Origin of the sequence: Sandaracinobacter sp., from assembly GCF_041909755.1 — a bacterium.
Taxonomy (GTDB): Bacteria; Pseudomonadota; Alphaproteobacteria; order Sphingomonadales; family Sphingomonadaceae; genus Sandaracinobacteroides.
In genome coordinates this window covers 49,769-65,830 of sequence record NZ_JAYRCW010000004.1, presented here as the reverse complement: position 1 = coordinate 65,830, position 16,062 = coordinate 49,769, and the positions used below count along the sequence as shown (strand labels likewise).

Below are 16,062 nucleotides of genomic sequence, written 5' to 3'. Positions count from 1 at the left end.
GCGCCGCCCCGCCATGCTGATCGTCACCCGGCAGGGCCGAAACCCGTCAGGGGTTCGGTCGGAGCGCAGCGGAGATAGAGCGGCGGTCCCGCAGGGAGGCGCCAAATTCCCGTCGGCAGCAGGTCCAGAAATCGAGACCGAGTTCAGAAACGCAATGGTCTGAAAGCCGAAGAAGAGGACGGAACCGCCCTACGCCGCGATCGCCCGAAGTGCCTTATCCATCGAAAAGTTTCCCGTCGTGCCGTCTTCGAACGTCACGCCGAAACATCGCGTGGTGTAGCCGGGGCCGCGATCATGCACGGGATAGAACGAAGCCGGCGCTGACGGCAGCGGCCAGTCGGTCTTGGCGCAATAGGCGACATAGGCGGCCTGAATATCTGCGAACTCGTTGCCGGAGAAAGCCTGCTTCAGCTCCTGGCCGTTGAGGATTTCCGCGAAATGCTCCTTTGCGGCAGTGACGGTCGGGAACGTCCTCCCGGTGCTGAGCGTCACTGACTTTGCCATCATAATCTCCTGTAGTGCCTCCGCAAGCGAGTCTGACCGACTACACGCGCGGCGTGATGCGTGCTGCGGTTCGGATGTCAGCGATCTGGGTGCCGAGGGCCTGAAGGTTTTGACGCATATCGTTGAACACCGGCTGTTCGGCGTCGGGATCACTGATGGTCACGATCACCGTAAACGGCACGCCTTCTTCGGGCATGATCTCGCCCGCCCGCGTCAGATATTCGACGAAGAGACGCCAGTTCGAGGATGGACCCACGCCCTGCGGGAAGGTTTTTGCCAAGACCTTCACCGGGCTCCACTTGAGATCGTGCTCGATGCGCTCCGCCTCGATCGGAGGAGCCTCCCGCCGTGACGGGAGATAGAGTGGCTCAAGCCGCCCCTTCCACCCGCCGTTGGCCTGTTCCTGCTGCAAGACAGCGTTGATGTTGACGCGCACGAACTCCGATCCGAACCGGGCGTCGAGCGGGGGCGTGGAGACGAGCGTAATCTTCGCGCGGCCACGGCACTTGCCTCCGGGACCGACCAGTGACGCCGGCCACTGGAAACGGAAGTTGATTTGCTGGTCCCGTTGGATGCGCGACGCGAAGACGAGAGTAATTGTGTGGTCACCCGTTTCCAGGATGCGATCGGCCGAAGGCGGCATTCCGAAGCCCACCATATGCTTGGCGATTGGCGCGAGCGCCTTGACCTGCAAAGGGGTCGGCATTTCGGCATGATGAACAAGCAGGCCGATCAGGGTTTCACGCGAGACCTCGCCCTCAATGGCGTGATCCAGGACAGCGGCGGTCTTCGCGGCCAGCGGCGCGGCATAGCTAGTTCCGCAGCCATCGACGATGGTGCCGTCGGGCAGGATCGAGAAAAGCCCGTGGCCGAGTTCGGGGTGCTGGGAACCCGCGCCTCCGATATGCGCCAAGTCAGGCTTGACGCCAGCGCGCAGTCCGGGACCACGCCGGCTGTAGCGCGTCGGCGCGAACGGTAGGCACCCGTCATGGCCTGGCGGGTTTAGAGCTGCGACAGCGACATTGCGCGCGCTCTCGGCCGGCGTAAGAAGGCCATCGTTGCGTGCGGTGGCGAGGTTGGCGAGCGCGGCCGTGGCGTCGGCAGGCCATTCGGGGCGAAGGTCTTGCGGCTGTATGTTGCCGGCCGAAATGAAAACGATGGCGTTGTTGCTCTCAGCGATCTGATCAAGCCGCGCTGCGTGGGGACTGTAACGATCTGGCGCCGCCGGTTGAAGGATATTCAAGCTCATGTTGAAAACGCGCACCCCATGTCGAGCGCGGGCGTCCGAAATGGCTGTCTCCATTTCGTCGAAGAATTGCGGCAAGCCATCAGGATAATAGGACGCGAAAGCTCCGGCTTTGCGTTCGTTCGGGAAGACTGCGACGTCGACCAGCTCCGCGCCGTCGGGCTCGGGGCAAATCTCCGCGCCGTTAAGCGCGCCGCCCACGGCGGCCAATCCGCCGATGAACGTCCCATGCGCAAGGTCGGTATCTTCCTCCGCGAGAACGTCCCACCGATCGATGACCCAGTCTGACAGCGCTTCCCCGATTCCGCCGTCGATGATCCCGAGCCGGGGATGACTGCGGCGGCTGTCTCGGACGGGAATAGTGACATCGGCAGGCCGCGTGCGCGCGACAGCCGTGCTGGGTCTTGCGGCCCGCACGACGATGCCAGGCAGTTCGATCCGGCGCACAAGCGGATGGCTGTCAAGGAAGGCGAGCAGCCGGACGTGTCGACCCACGTCGGGATTGAATGCGGCAAGCTCGCGCCGCCGTTCGCTGACCGGGGCATCATTCAGCCGCAGAATCGGCTGATCTCCAGACTGATCCAGTCGGACAGAGAGGATCGGCTGTTTGTGGCGACGGTTCGGCAAGCGTTCGACGGCGAGGCCGCGATCCAGCGCGGCGAAGCCGGCAACGAAGCTCTCGACAAGGCGCCGATGGCTCGGGTCGAGGCGGTCCCACTCCGAGCGCGGCGGCGGGCTGTCGAACAGTTCGACCTGATAGCTGCTGCCGGTCATCGGATTGGAGAGCCACGCCACAGCCTCATCGACGGAGAAGCTGCGCCGATCGCTCGGCCCATAGAGTTCGATCCGGTCGATGGCGCCGGTCTCGCTCTTTCGGGCAGACGGATAAGGTTCGTCCTTCTGCTTCTGCTCGTTGAAGCGCATTTCTGTGTGGGTTTCGGCCTTTGCGATCTCCGCGGCCACCTGGCGGAGTGTGCCGGGTCGGGCTTCGACGAGCATAACCCCGAGATCTCCGCCGCCAACAACAGGAGTGCGATCGTGCCGAAACAGGCTGGCGATCGGGCGATGGCTCTTGGCCCAAGCCTCACGACGAAGAATGACCTTCACGAAGCCGACATCGCCCTGTGCTTGGGCGCTGAGAACGCCAGCAATCGTGTCGATCTGGCCCATCAGCGCGGCGCGATGGGCGGTGAACTCGGCATCGCGGTGAGCGAAGAAGTCCTTCCGGCCGCCTCCGCCACCAGCGTCGCGCGCCTCCTCGTAGTTTTCAGGATTGAGGACGATCTGGATGGGACTAGCCATTTAGCGTCTCCCCATCGCCAGACTTGGCCGCTCGGCCGAGTTGACGGCTGACCGTCGATTTATCTTTGCCGGCAATCTCGCCGATGTCGGCCATCGAGAAGCCGAGGATCGGATCATCCCGCATGGCCCGAAACAGATTGCTGGAATCGTCGAACAGCAGCGCGCGGCGTTCACTTTGGACCCGAGCCGCGTTCAGCGTGGCAAATTGGCGGAGCGTATCGAGTAGCCCGCGCTTGTCTTCCTCCCGAACGGTGGTGGCCTTCTTATAGGTGCGCACGAGAGACTCGATCTCAGCGCCGGTCGAGCCCTCGGTGAACCATGCGATCAGGCGCAAATGGATGTCCGGGGCTTTTACGGGCGGCATGAAATGCGCGGCGATCGCCTTTCGCATCTCGAAGTCGGGCTTGGGGATCTCAAGCTGAACCTCGAAACGCCGCCAGACGGCCGTGTCCAAGAGTTTCGGGTGATTGGTGATGCCGATCGTGAAGCCGACATCGCGGCGCGTATCGAGATTCTGGAGAAGCGCGTTCACGACGCGCTTGATCTCGCCAACTTCCTGCGGATCGTCCCGAACTTTCGCGATCGCATCGAACTCGTCGAGCAGAAGGATGCAGCGGTGACGGTTCGCGAAGGCGAACAGGTTTCCGATATTGCGCGCGGTCGTGCCGAGGAACGACGATACGAGCCCGTCCAGCTTCACCAGCACGACGGGAAGATCGAGCTGTTGCGCGATCCAAAGCGCAAGCCTGGTCTTTCCCGTCCCCGGAGCACCGTAAATAAGACAGGTCTTGGAAGGCCGAATGTCGATTTCCGACAGTGCGTCGAAGTTAGCCCATTCTTCGATAATGGTCTCGATGGCGTGACTGACGGTCGTGTTGAAGAGCGGCGCGGTCGGTTGAATGTCCGCCGGGAAGAGAATCTCCGCCAATGGTGCGGCGGTCTCCCGATCGACAGGAACGGGCGTGTTCCGTGTCAGCGACTCCCCGGAGAGCTGCGCTTTGGAGCGCTCGATCCGGCTCGGCGAAAGCTCCTTCGTCCGATCGGCGGTCGTGAGGATGCTGGTCAGAGCGGCGGACTGCTTTGATTCCCCATCCTTAGTCAGCGCGTCGCGAAGTCGCTCGACCTGCTTACGCAGGGCGGGTGAAGCGTCGGCCATTGCCGCGCGACAGAGGGCTTGGATGATCGAGAAATGGTCCATAAGCGTTTCCCATTGGCGCATTGCACGACCGCGCCGATATGATGCATCTATATGGCTTTGCGTTGCAGATCAATAGGTGTATGGTGCAAATATACGGCGTTTCGGTGCGTGGTGCCGAGCGACTGTTGCGAGGAGGTGTAGATATGGCACCGGCAGAACACCGGATGATCGTGCGGCGCGCGGCTGGCGACTCGCAACGTCCGCGATTCGTCGATGGCGGGATCACGGCGGTCGATCCGTGGGGCAAAGCATGACCCCCGCCGCCGCACACCCTTCTCTGCGCTACCCTCGATTAGAGGCTTTGCGCCCGAGGATTTTGCGCGGCAGCCTGCCGCTATGGCCCTTCCTCGCAAGCTCCGCCGCCGCACGCCTCGTCGCTGGGCCGAATGCCCGGATGACCTGCATGACTATACCAACCGCGTCGCACCGCGCCGGGCTTCGCGCCGGTCACGCGAGGATGACGGGCCGATCATCGTCACCGATGACTGGCCGGAACAGGTTCCGATCGGCGACGCCGAGCTGCGCGCGGTCGAAGGACATATGCGGCAAGAGCTGGACAAGCTGTTCGGACCGCTGCCGTGAAGTGAGGAGTGAAGCGTCATGACCAGCGCCGCCCTACGACAAAACAAGGATGAGGCGCCGGTCGTGGCGACCGCGCGCGCCGCTCTCTACCTGCGCGTCTCGACCGGCCGTCAGGCCGATAGCGATTTGTCGATCCCCGACCAGCGCCGTCAGATCGAAGGCTATTGCCTCTCGCGCGGCTGGGAAGTCGCTGCCGAGTTCGTTGAGCCGGGCAACACCGCAACGGACGACCGTCGCCCGGCGTTTCAGGCCATGATCGACGCGGCGATGGTCAAGCCGCCGACATTCAACGTCATTCTCGTCCACAGCTTCTCGCGGTTCTTTCGCGACCAGTTCCAGTTCGAATTCTATGTCCGCAAGTTGGCAAAGAACGGTGTGCGGCTGATCTCCATCACCCAGGATTTGGGCGACGATCCCATGAGCGTGATGATGCGCCAGATCATGACGCTGTTCGATGAGTATCAGTCGAAAGAGAACGGCAAGCATACGTTGCGCGCGATGAAGGAAAATGCCCGGCAAGGCTTCTGGAACGGGGCGCGGGCGCCGATCGGCTACCGGGTGGTCGCAGCCGGGGAACGCGGCGCGAAGATCAAGAAGAAGCTGGAAATCGACCCGATCCAGACGGAGACGGTGCGGCGCATCTATCGCATGGCGCTGAACGGCATCGATAACCGCGGCCCGATGGGCCTAAAGTCGATCGCGACCTGGCTCAACGAGAACAACATCCGCACCCGCGACGGCGGGCGGTGGGGTTTGGGCGCGGTGCACATGGTGCTGACGCGGACGACCTATATCGGCCAGCACCGCTTCAACACGCGCGATCACAAGACGAGGACACCGAAGCCGGAGAGCGAGCACGCCGTCATGCAAGTGCCGGCGATCGTCTCGGAAGCGGAGTTCGAGGCGGTCCAGCGCTCGCTCAAGGCGCGCAGTCCGAAGATGATGGCGCCGATGGCGGTGGGCGGCCCGACGTTGCTCACCGGAATCTGCTTCTGCGCGTGCTGCGGCGGCGCGATGACGCTGCGCACGGGGACCAGCAGCGTCGGGCGGGAATATCGCTACTACACCTGCTCGACGAAGGCGCGGCAGGGTGCGACGGGCTGTCCCGGGATCACAGTGCCGATGGGCCGGCTCAATGAGGCCGTGGTCGATCATCTCGAAGCGCGGCTGCTCGACCCGGCGCGGCTCGAAGCTCTGATGGATCAGATCCTCGAACGCCGCGATGAGTGGGTGAACCAGCGCCGCCAGCATGTCGCCGACCTTGAGCGGCGTGCGACCGAGGCGGAAGCGAAGCTCAAGCGTCTCTATGACGCGATCGAGAACGGTGTCATCGACGTGAGCGACCCGTCGCTAAAAGATCGCATCGCCGAGCTGACCGCAACTCGCGAACAGGCCAAGGGCGATGCCGAACGCGCGATGTCGCATATCGTGAAGATCGGACCGGCGATCACGCCGGAGAGCCTCCGCGCGTTCGCGGCCGCCCTCCGCAAGAAGCTACGCAACGGAGATGGGACGTTTGCCCGCGATCAGGTGCGGGCGGTCGCGCAGCGCGTGGAAGTCGTGAGCCGGAAAGAGGTTCGTATCCGTGGACTACGGAGCGAACTGCTGCGCACCCTCACCGCCGCCTCTGGCGTAGAGGCGGCGGTGCTAGGCGTTCGTGCCTTTGAACCGAAATGGCGCACCCGACACGATTCGAACGTGTGGCCTTTGCCTTCGGAGGGCAACGCTCTATCCAGCTGAGCTACGGGTGCCTGCGCGGACGCGGCTGATGCGACGGCGGTGCGGGAAAGTCAAGGTTCAGCGGATCAGCATTCGCATTCCTGGGTGAAGATCGGGCAACAGCGACCAGAGCGCGTCGCGGTCCATCGCGACGCAGCCTTCCGTCGGCCGCCAATCGGGCTGGGCGACATGCCAGAAGATGGCGCTGCCGGCCCCCGGCACGACGGGATGGCGGTTGTGGGAGAGGATCAGGATCAGATCATAGGCGTGATCCGCCCGCCAGAGTCGTTCTGCCGAGGCCGGGCTGGGGTGGCTGACCGGCTGATTGTAGGCGGAGTCGTCTGATGCATCGCACCAGCCGTCCCACGGGCGCAGCCAGCGCCAGGGCAGCGGCGTTTGCGGCGCCGGCATTCGATCCGGGCGGATCAGCAGCCCCTCGATCCCCCATTGGCCGAGCGGGGTCGCGCCATCGCCTTCGCGCTTTTTCGCGGACGGGACCGCGCCCCCCCTGCCGATGGCCACGCGGAAGGACTGGCCAAACGCCTCCAGCGTGCCGGTTGCGGTATCGACGACAAGGGACATGGGTGTTTCCCTTGCGCGGCAATCGCGGCTGCTGCAACTGTTCCTGCGGGGCGGATCACTGGGGGATGCTGGCATGAGCAGCGAACATCTGAGCCGGTTCGTGAATCTTTCCGAGCCCGGAAGCGACGGGTATCCGACAGACCTGCCCCGCTTTGGCGCGCCGGTCGCCGCGGCAGAGCCGGACCCTGCCATCTATCCGACCCGCGATGGCGGCACGGTCGCCCTGCCCTGCTTCGAGATCGGGCTGGTGCTGGCGGGCGCGGTTTCGGCCGGGGCCTATACAGCCGGCGTGCTGGACTATCTGTGGGAGGTGCTGGACGACTGGGAGGCCGCGAAGGAGGCCGACGCCTGGGACCATGGCGCGGATTTCGGGAAGTGGCGCGTGCCGCCGCACGCCCTGCGAATCCGGGTGGTGGCAGGCGCCTCTGCCGGCAGCGTCTGCACCGCGCTGATCGCGGTTGCGGCGCAGCGGCGATTCCTGCCGGTGCGCGCGACCGAGAGCAATCTGGCCGGGCCCGACGCCCTGCGCGACGACAATCCCTTCTATGATCTGTGGGTGAACCGGCTGGATATCCGGGGAATGCTGGAAACGGGCGATGTCCCGCCGGATTCGACCTTCATGGACCTGCGCTCCCTTCTGAACAGCGGCGTGGTTCGGGCGGCGGCGGATTCGGTGCTGGCTGCGCGGCAGGGCCCGGTGGACGGGCGGGCGTTTCCGAAGCTGCGCCGCTATGTGGCGGACCCGCTGCCCGTGGCGCTGAGCATCGCCAATCTGAACGGCGTTCCCTTCCGCTATCGCTTCGAGGGGCTGGAAGGCGCGCGCTTTGCCACCATCCGCCACGCAGATGTGAAGCGCTTCTTGGTGCATGCCGTGACGGCGCCCGATCCGCACACGACGCGGCCGGGCGGGTTCGACGTGGTGGAAGGGCTGCCGACGAGCGACAGCGGGCTGAACCCCAAGGCCGCCGGCTGGGTGGCGCTGGCCGATGCGGCGCTGGCGAGCGGGGCCTTCCCTGTCGCCTTTGCGCCGATCGAGCTGCGCAAGTCCGCCGACGACTATCGCTTCGACCTGCGTCTGCGCGGCGACACCGAGGTTTCGGATGCCGGCCTGTGGGCGCAGCCCGCGACGCTGTGCGCCGGTTTTTCCACCGTGGATGGCACCATCGACCACCGGTTCGACACGGCGGACGGCGGGACGATGAACAACCAGCCTTTCCAATATGCGCGCGGCATCCTGACCGGGCCGCTGGGCGAGCTGGACGGCAAAGGGGAAACGGCGCGCAAGGCGATGGTGATCATCGACCCCTTCCCCGCCGACGAGAAGGAGGAACCCGCCGGGCTGGAAACGCCGGCCCGCGCGCCGCTGAACGTGGTGGCGGCGGCCGCCAAGCTGCTGCGGGCCTGGATCAACCAGGCGCGCTATGATGCCAATGATCTGGCGCTCGCGGCGGACGCGGAACTGTACAGCCGCTTCATGCTCTCCCCCCTGAGGGCAAGGTTGAAGGCCGATGGCAGCAAGGGCGGCACGGCACTGGGGCAGGCGGCGATCGCCAGCGGCGCCATGGGCGGGTTTTCAGGCTTTCTGTCAATCGGATACCGGCACCATGATTTCCTGCTGGGGCGGCGGAACGCGGAGAATTTCCTGCGCAACTATTTCGCCCTGCCGATGGAAAACGGGCTGTTCAACAAGGAGTGGTGGGACGCGCAGCCCGATGAGGTGAAGGCGCAGAACCTGACGCTGACGGCCGAGCCCGGCACGGCCAAGGAGGGCGAGCGGCTGATCGTGCCGTCGCTGCGCGCATCCGGCATCCGCCCGATGCGGCTGTCGGACAGCCGGCGCGCGCACGAGGAGGAGGATCGGCGCAAATCCTTTGTCCGCGAGGCGCTGGTGGAAACGTCGCCCACCTGGCCGGGCGCTGTGGACAACCGGTTCAACCCGGATTCGCTGGTGCATCTGATCGAGGGCCGGGCCGAGGCGCTGGCAGATGTGGCGCTGAGGAGCCTTGCGCCGAAACTGCCCCGCTTCGTGCGGGCGATCGTGCGGCGGGCTATCGGCAACAAGCTGGGCGCGCCTTCGGCCAACGGCTTGCGGAACGCCCTGGAAAAGCACGGACTTTTCAACCCGATGGGTTAAAGCCTGTGGCCCTGCCGATCCCGCTTGGTTTCCAGATAGCGGCTGTTGTGGGGGTTTTCGCCGAAGCTGTGGGGCAGCAGTTCCGCCACGTCGATGCCTTGGGACATCAGCGATTCGGACTTGGCCGGATTGTTCGACAGCAGCCGGATGCGGCCGACGCCCAGCATGTGCAGCATCGCGGCCGCCAGATCGAAATCGCGCTCATCCTCTCCGAAGCCGAGGCGGAGGTTGGCATCCACCGTGTCGAAGCCCTGATCCTGCAACTGATAGGCGCGCAGCTTGTTGAGAAGGCCGATCCCCCTACCTTCCTGCTGGAGATAGAGCAGGATGCCGCCGCTTTCCGCGATGCGGGCGACGGCGGCGCGCAGCTGCGGGCCGCAATCGCATTTCAGGCTGCCCAGCACATCGCCCGTGAGGCAGGCGGAATGAAGGCGGACAAGCGGCAGATCCCGTGGATTGCCGATCAGCAGGGCCAGATGCTCGGGCCCGCCGTCTGTCGGACGGAAGGCCACGACGGTGGTGTCTTCCGCGCCTTCCAGCGGCAGTCGGGCGCGGCTGGCGATCCGGAGGCGGGGTGCGCGGCGCCAGGCGAGCACGGCGGCCGCGTCTGCCACGGCGCGATCGGGCGCCGGGCCGGCGGCCCGCACCGCGAACAGCGCGGGCAGCAAGGCGGCGCGTTTCGCAAGCGCAAGCCCGGCTTCGGCGGCGGTCGCGTCCGGCCCGAGATCGCGGGTGGGGAACGGCCCCTTGAAGGGGGTTGCCAGATCATCGACCGGGTCCGCCGTTGCAAGGCTGGTGACGAGGTCGTGCCAGGGCATGCGGCTGATCGCGATCGCCCGCGCGCCGGCTGCGGCGCGCTGGTTCAGGATCTTCAGCGTTTCGGCCCGTTCCGGGGTGATTAGCAGATCGGCCCGCCCCGCGAATTCCAGCCGGGCGAGGCTGTCCGGCGTCGCCAGTTCGGCGGCCAGCAGATCGAGCGACTGGCCGCCATCTACCACGCGGATGATTTCGCCGCGGCGCAGGTCGTCCACCGCCCGCGCGAGGGCGAGATCGGAGGCCGCATCTGTCAAAGCGCGAACTCCGCGATCAGCGGGACATGATCCGACGGCCGTTCCCATCCGCGCGCGGGGACGACGGTGTTCAGCGACCGGGCGGTGCCGGCGACAGCGGGTGAGGCCCAGATATGATCGAGCCGCCGGCCGCGGTTGGATTCGGTCCAGTCCGATGCGCGATAGCTCCACCAGGTGAAGAGCTTTTCCGGCCGAGGCACGAAGCGCCGGCCGAGATCGACCCAGCCATGGCTGTCCTGCAACCGGGAGAGGGCCTCCACCTCGATGGGCGTATGGCTGACGACATCGAGCAGCGCCTTGTGATTCCACACATCTTCCGGGTGGGGCGCGATGTTGAAATCGCCCAGGATGATAGACGGTTCGGACAAGGCGCCTGACCAGTCTGTCATGCGGGCGAGGAAATCGAGCTTTTGTCCGAACTTCGGATTGAGCGCGCGATCGGGAACGTCGCCGCCCGCCGGCACATAGACATTGTGCAGCACCACCCCGGACGGCAGCCGAACCGCGATATGGCGCGCTTCGCCGTTCGCCTGCCAGTCAAAGCGGTGGACGGGTTCCAGCGGCTGCTTTGACAGGATGGCGACGCCATGGTGCATCCGCTGGCCCGCGAGGTTGAAATGGCGGAAGCCCATCGATTCCATCGCGGCGCGCGGGAAGCTGTTGTCCTCGCACTTGGTTTCCTGAAGGCAGAGAATGTCGATGTCGTGATCTGCGACCAGCTGCTCGATCAGGTGCGGCCGGGCGCGGATGCTGTTGATGTTCCAGGATGCGATGCGAAGAGACATACGAAGGCCATAGAGGAGGCGCGGGCGGCGCGTCACGCCTGAAAAGCAGGGGGCGGGTTCGCGGCCTTGCCGAAGCGGCAACGCTGAAATGGAAAGCGGCATCGCTGAAATAGATTGGCCCCCGCTCCGGGGGCATGGAGCGGGGGCCGGGTATGCGTTCGTCACGCAATCAGCAGGCTAAAAAAGGCCGGGCAACAGGGGGCAAATCCCGACGTTCCGCCTTGCTGACATTCAAGCATCTAGCAGAGGGTTTCTTGCCCGAGCCTGAATGAGCCTCTTTTCCGCGCCGTTCCGGGGTTTGTCAAACGAGATTCGGAGAAATCAAGCCGGAATGGGCCAGGATTCGGGGGAAAACAGTGTCATCCCGTCTTTCCGGGTGGTCGGACGACCGGCCTCGGGTCGCGGAACCTGAAGCTCGAATCAGCGATCGGCGCGTTGATCCGGATGTTCCCCAGTTCCACCGTTGTCAGGTTTCCCTGCGCATCCGTCACGCGCCAGCCCGACAGGCGAAGCCCACCCGGCGCGCCCGGATCCGGGGCGAGGAAAAACAGGATGCGGCCGATATCGGGCCGCTTTGGATCCTGCGCCAGCACCGCAATCTTTCCGGGCATCGGATTGTCGGCATCCGGCACCACCCGCGCGACCCTTGCCAGATCGGCATCAGGATCGAGCAGCACGCCAAGCGGGGTCTGCCGGACCGGCCATTGGGAGACCTGCGAGACCTTGTAATCGACGAAGCTGAGGCGCGAACCATCGGCCACGACCAGCGTGCTGGCCTTCGGGCCATAATCGAAGCGGATCCGGCCCGGACGCTTCATCAGCATCGTGCCGCGCGCCTGCCGGCCATCGGCCGCCGTCTGCACGAAATCGGCCTGCAGCGTCTGCGTGGCGGCGAGCGCCTTCTGCACCTCTGCCAGAGAGGTGGCGGCTTGTGCCGGGGCGGCGATCAGAAGGGCCGTAAGGGCCAAGGTTCGCAGTGTCATGCCCCGTCTGCTGCCGTGCTGGCCGTGAACTGCCGTTGAATATGGCCCACCGCCGGAAGCAGATCGGGGAAGTGCCCGATCACATGGTCCGCGCCGAGGCTTTCGACAGGCTCCGTCGAATAGCCGAACGAAACGAGCACGAGCGGCACGCGCGCGGCGAGCGCGGTTTCGGCGTCTGTCCGGCTGTCACCCACGAAGATGGCGCGGCGGCCGCCGGCCGCTTCCAGCGTGTCCGTCAGGTGGCGGGGATCGGGCTTGCGAAAGGGGCGGGAATCGGCCCCCAGCAGGGCATCGAACCGGCTGGCCCAGCCCAGTTCCGCAACCAGCTGCTCCGCCAGCGCGACGGGCTTGTTGGTGCAGACGGCGAGGCGCAGGCCCTGCCCTGCCAGCAGTGCCAGCGTATCCTCCACGCCTTCGAACGGGCGGGTGTGGGCGGCGATGTTGGCGCCATAATAATCGAGAAATGGGCGGACCCCGGCCTCCACCAGATCGGGCGTCATTCCCCCCGTGGCGGCGAGGCCCCGTTCCAGGAGCTTGCGCGCGCCATGCCCCACCATGGCCCGCACCGAGGCCGGATCGATGGCCGGACGGCCCAGCACGGACAGGGCATGGTTGAGGCTGGCGGTCAGGTCGCCGGCGCTGTCTACCAGCGTGCCGTCGAGATCGAAGATGATGGTATCTGCCTGCATGCGCCCTGCCCTAGCCGCGCAACCGCCTGCGGCAAAGCCGGCGGGGCGCTTTTCTTGGGCGGCGGGCTGTGGCAGGGCGCTGGCCATGGCATCCGTTTCCGACCGGCCCGTCGCCGCGATCATCCTTGCTGCCGGCAAGGGCACACGCATGAAATCAGATACCCACAAGGTTCTGCACCCGATCGGCGGGCGGCCGATGCTGATGCACCTGTTGGCGAGCCTGGACGAGCTCAATCCCCAGCGCCGCGTCGTAGTGGTGGGCGACAAGGCTGATCAGCTGCAGGCCGCGCTGTCGGGCAGTGATGTGCAGCTGGCCGTGCAGGACCCGCAGTTGGGCACCGGGCATGCCGTGCTGCAGGCTGAGGATGGGCTGGCCGGGTTTGCAGGCGTCGCGCTGATCCTGTTCGGTGACGTGCCGCTGGTGCGCGCGGACACGATGGCCCGTCTGGTTGCTGCCGTGAACGCTGGCGCCGCGATTGCCGTGCTGGGGTTCCGGCCGCCCAACCCGGGGGCCTATGGCCGGGTGATTGCCGACGCCGGGGACCGGATCCTGAAGATGGTGGAGGCGAAGGACGCCACGCCGGGCGAACTGGCCGTGCCCCTTTGCAATGCCGGGCTGATGGCGGTGGATGCCACGCGGCTGTTCGCGCTGCTGAAGCGTGTGGGGAACGACAATGCCGCGGGCGAATATTATCTGCCTGACATCGTGATGCTGGCGAATGCCGATGGCGACGTCTGCCGGGTGCTGGAAGCCGGCACCGACGAGGTTCTGGGCGTGAACAGCCGGGGTGAACTGGCCGAGGCCGAAGCGCTGTTCCAATCCCTGCGCCGCACCGAGCTGATGGCCGGCGGCGTGACGATGATTGCCCCCGAAACCGTGTTCCTGAGCTTTGACACCAGGATCGGGCGGGACAGCCTGGTGGAACCGAATGTGGTGTTCGGACCCGGCGTGACACTGGGCGACGGCGTGACCATCCGCGCCTTCAGCCATCTGGAAGGGGCTGATGTGGCCGGCGGCTGCGAAGTGGGGCCTTACGCGCGGTTGCGGCCGGGCACCGTGCTGGGCGAGGACGCGAAGATCGGCAATTTCGTGGAAACCAAGAAGGCGGTGCTGGGGCCGGGCGCAAAGGCGAACCACCTGACCTATTTGGGCGACGCGACGATCGGGGCGAAGGCCAATATCGGCGCAGGCACGATCACCTGCAATTACGACGGGTTCGGCAAATATCCCACCGCGATCGGCGAAGGCGCCTTCATCGGATCGAATTCGGCGCTTGTCGCGCCGGTGACCATCGGCGACGGGGCGATCGTGGCCGCCGGCAGCGTTGTCACGCAGGATGTGGCGGCGGATGCGCTGGCGCTGGGCCGCGCGCCGCAGGTTTCGAAAACAGGCTGGGCCGCGCGCTTCCGTGCCGCCGCCCTTGCCCGGAAAGGCAAGTAGCGCATGTGTGGAATCGTTGGAATCCTGGGGCAAGGGCCGGTCGCGGGTGACCTGCTCGACGGGCTGAAGCGGCTGGAATATCGCGGCTATGATTCCGCCGGCATCTGCACCCTTGTGGACGGCGAATTTGCGCGCCGCCGGGCGGAAGGCAAGCTGAAGAACCTGTCGGCCAAGCTGGCCGAAGACCCCTTGCCGGGCAGCATCGGCATCGCGCACACGCGCTGGGCCACGCACGGCGCCCCGACGGAGGACAACGCCCATCCCCACATCGTGGGCGACGTGGCCGTTGTTCACAACGGAATCATCGAGAATTTCAAGCCGCTGCGGGATGAACTTCTGGCCGAAGGCCGGGTATTCCTGTCGGAAACGGACACCGAAGTCGTGGGCCACCTGGTCGCGCGGGAACTGGAAGGCGGGAAATCGCCGCAGGAGGCGGTCGCCGCCGTGCTGCCGCGTCTGCATGGGGCCTTTGCGCTGGCGCTGCTGTTCCGGGCCGACCCGGACCTGCTGGTCGGCGCGCGGCTGGGCGCGCCGCTGACGGTGGGCTTCGGCGAGGGTGAAAACTACCTCGGCTCGGATGCGCTGGCGCTGGCCGGGCTGACGCAGCGCATCGCCTATCTGGAGGAAGGCGACTGGGTAATCGTGCGGCGCGGATCGGTGGAGATCTTCGACCGGATGAACCGGCCGGTTTCCCGCCCGGTCGTCAAGTCGGGCGTTTCCGCCACGATCACGGAAAAGGGCAATTACCGGCACTTCATGCAGAAGGAGATCCACGAGCAGCCGCTGGTGGTGGCCCAGACGCTGCAATCCTATCTGAAGCCGCTGCAGGGGCAGGTGGCGCTGCCGATCCCGGATTTCGATTTTTCCGGCGTATCCCGCGTGCAGATCGTGGCCTGCGGGACGAGCTATTACGCGGGCATGGTGGCGAGCTATTGGCTGGAGCAGTTCGCGCGGATCCCGGTGGAAATCGATTTCGCCTCCGAGTTCCGCTACCGCGAGCCGGTTCTGGAGGCGGGCGGGCTGGCGCTGTTCATCAGCCAGTCCGGCGAAACGGCGGACACGCTGGCGGCGCTGAGGCACGCCCGGGCCGAGGGGCAGAAGATTGCGGCCGTGGTGAACGTGCCCACCAGCAGCATGGCGCGCGAGGCCGACCTGCTGCTGCCCACCCACGCCGGAACCGAGATCGGCGTGGCCTCCACCAAGGCCTTCACCTGCCAGCTGGCGGTGCTGGCGGCGCTGGCCGCCAACCTGGCCCGTGTGCGCGGCAAGCTGAGCGCGGAGGCCGAGCGCGAGATCGTGACGCACCTGGCCGAAGCGCCGGCCGCGATGAACGCGGCGCTGAACCATGACGAAGCGGTGCTGGCCATCGCGCCGCTGGTGGCGAAGGCCCGCGACGTTCTGTACCTGGGGCGCGGCACGGATTTCGCCATGGCGCTGGAGGGGGCGCTGAAGCTGAAGGAGATCAGCTACATCCACGCCGAAGGCTATGCGGCAGGCGAGATGAAGCATGGCCCGATCGCGCTGATCGACGAAAATGTGCCGGTGATCGTGCTGGCGCCTTCGGGGCCGCTTTTCGAAAAGACCGTCTCCAACATGCAGGAGGTGATGGCGCGCGGCGGCAAGGTGATCCTGATTTCCGATGCCGCCGGAATTGCCGCCGCCGGCGACGGCTGCATGGCGACGCTGGAAATGCCGCAGGTGCATCCCCTGATTGCGCCGCTGGTCTATGCCGTGCCGATCCAGCTGCTGGCCTATCATGTGGCGGTGCTGAAAGGGACAGACGTGGACCAGCCCCGGAACCTTGCCAAATCCGTGACGGTTGAGTGA

The 16,062-nt window shown here is 65.8% G+C and carries 13 protein-coding genes, 1 tRNA gene and 1 pseudogene; 6 read left to right on the top strand and 9 right to left on the bottom strand.

Translation table 11 applies throughout. The features are described from left to right. Positions 1-189: 189 nt before the first annotated feature. From ACE3O8_RS01510 to ACE3O8_RS01500, 3 genes are read right to left on the bottom strand one after another with little or no spacing between them, the layout of a single operon-like run. Positions 190-504: a hypothetical protein gene (locus ACE3O8_RS01510; protein ID WP_374386037.1), complete on the bottom strand. Its 315-nt coding sequence runs from the start codon at positions 502-504 to the stop codon at positions 190-192. Between the two features lie 40 nt (positions 505-544). Further along, positions 545-3,052 carry a S8 family peptidase gene (locus tag ACE3O8_RS01505; protein ID WP_374386035.1) on the bottom strand — a complete coding sequence of 836 codons (2,508 nt, stop codon included), beginning with the start codon at positions 3,050-3,052 and terminating at the stop codon, positions 545-547. Next, entirely contained in the window at positions 3,045-4,250 is a 1,206-nt protein-coding gene (locus ACE3O8_RS01500) for an AAA family ATPase (protein WP_374386033.1), read from the bottom strand. Before ACE3O8_RS01500 ends, ACE3O8_RS01505 begins: the two co-directional genes overlap by 8 nt. Before the next feature lie 20 nt (positions 4,251-4,270). On the opposite strand from ACE3O8_RS01500, the gene ACE3O8_RS01495 reads away from it, so the two are divergent. From ACE3O8_RS01495 to ACE3O8_RS01485, 3 genes and pseudogenes are all read left to right on the top strand, one after another. Beyond that, positions 4,271-4,504 carry a hypothetical protein gene (locus ACE3O8_RS01495; RefSeq protein ID WP_374386031.1) on the top strand — a complete coding sequence of 78 codons (234 nt, stop codon included), beginning with the start codon at positions 4,271-4,273 and terminating at the stop codon, positions 4,502-4,504. Positions 4,505-4,586: 82 nt separating this feature from the next. Further along, positions 4,587-4,832, top strand: coding sequence for a hypothetical protein (locus tag ACE3O8_RS01490; protein ID WP_374386029.1), 246 nt, complete (start codon positions 4,587-4,589; stop codon positions 4,830-4,832). A gap of 18 nt (positions 4,833-4,850) precedes the next feature. Beyond that, a pseudogene (locus ACE3O8_RS01485) lies at positions 4,851-5,930 on the top strand (recombinase family protein); the annotation flags it as partial. 576 nt (positions 5,931-6,506) lie between these two features. On the opposite strand, the gene ACE3O8_RS01480 reads toward ACE3O8_RS01485, so the two are convergent. After that, positions 6,507-6,583: transfer RNA gene (locus ACE3O8_RS01480), tRNA-Arg, on the bottom strand. A gap of 46 nt (positions 6,584-6,629) precedes the next feature. Beyond that, positions 6,630-7,133: a L,D-transpeptidase gene (locus tag ACE3O8_RS01475; protein ID WP_374386027.1), complete on the bottom strand. Its 504-nt coding sequence runs from the start codon at positions 7,131-7,133 to the stop codon at positions 6,630-6,632. A gap of 73 nt (positions 7,134-7,206) precedes the next feature. On the opposite strand from ACE3O8_RS01475, the gene ACE3O8_RS01470 reads away from it, so the two are divergent. Continuing rightward, positions 7,207-9,267, top strand: coding sequence for a patatin-like phospholipase family protein (locus tag ACE3O8_RS01470; protein WP_374386025.1), 2,061 nt, complete (start codon positions 7,207-7,209; stop codon positions 9,265-9,267). Here the strand turns inward: ACE3O8_RS01470 and ribA are convergent. The 4 genes from ribA to ACE3O8_RS01450 all read right to left on the bottom strand — a co-directional run bounded on the left by ribA (position 9,264) and on the right by ACE3O8_RS01450 (position 12,794). Continuing rightward, the gene (gene ribA, locus ACE3O8_RS01465; protein ID WP_374386023.1) at positions 9,264-10,385 is read right to left on the bottom strand and encodes a GTP cyclohydrolase II; all 1,122 of its coding nucleotides are present in this window, start codon (positions 10,383-10,385) and stop codon (positions 9,264-9,266) included. The genes ACE3O8_RS01470 and ribA overlap by 4 nt on opposite strands. Continuing rightward, positions 10,334-11,122 (bottom strand): exodeoxyribonuclease III, encoded by a 789-nt coding sequence (locus ACE3O8_RS01460; protein WP_374386041.1) that lies wholly within the window; start codon positions 11,120-11,122, stop codon positions 10,334-10,336. Before ACE3O8_RS01460 ends, ribA begins: the two co-directional genes overlap by 52 nt. A gap of 359 nt (positions 11,123-11,481) precedes the next feature. After that, positions 11,482-12,105: an outer membrane lipoprotein carrier protein LolA gene (locus tag ACE3O8_RS01455; RefSeq protein ID WP_374386021.1), complete on the bottom strand. Its 624-nt coding sequence runs from the start codon at positions 12,103-12,105 to the stop codon at positions 11,482-11,484. Next, the gene (locus tag ACE3O8_RS01450; RefSeq protein WP_374386019.1) at positions 12,102-12,794 is read right to left on the bottom strand and encodes an HAD family hydrolase; all 693 of its coding nucleotides are present in this window, start codon (positions 12,792-12,794) and stop codon (positions 12,102-12,104) included. Before ACE3O8_RS01450 ends, ACE3O8_RS01455 begins: the two co-directional genes overlap by 4 nt. Positions 12,795-12,879: 85 nt before the next feature. On the opposite strand from ACE3O8_RS01450, the gene glmU reads away from it, so the two are divergent. Both glmU and glmS read left to right on the top strand, forming a co-directional pair. After that, positions 12,880-14,235 carry a bifunctional UDP-N-acetylglucosamine diphosphorylase/glucosamine-1-phosphate N-acetyltransferase GlmU gene (gene glmU / locus ACE3O8_RS01445; protein ID WP_374386017.1) on the top strand — a complete coding sequence of 452 codons (1,356 nt, stop codon included), beginning with the start codon at positions 12,880-12,882 and terminating at the stop codon, positions 14,233-14,235. A 3-nt stretch (positions 14,236-14,238) separates the two neighbouring features. Then, positions 14,239-16,062, top strand: a complete 1,824-nt coding sequence (gene glmS, locus ACE3O8_RS01440) for a glutamine--fructose-6-phosphate transaminase (isomerizing) (RefSeq protein ID WP_374386015.1) — start codon at positions 14,239-14,241, stop codon at positions 16,060-16,062.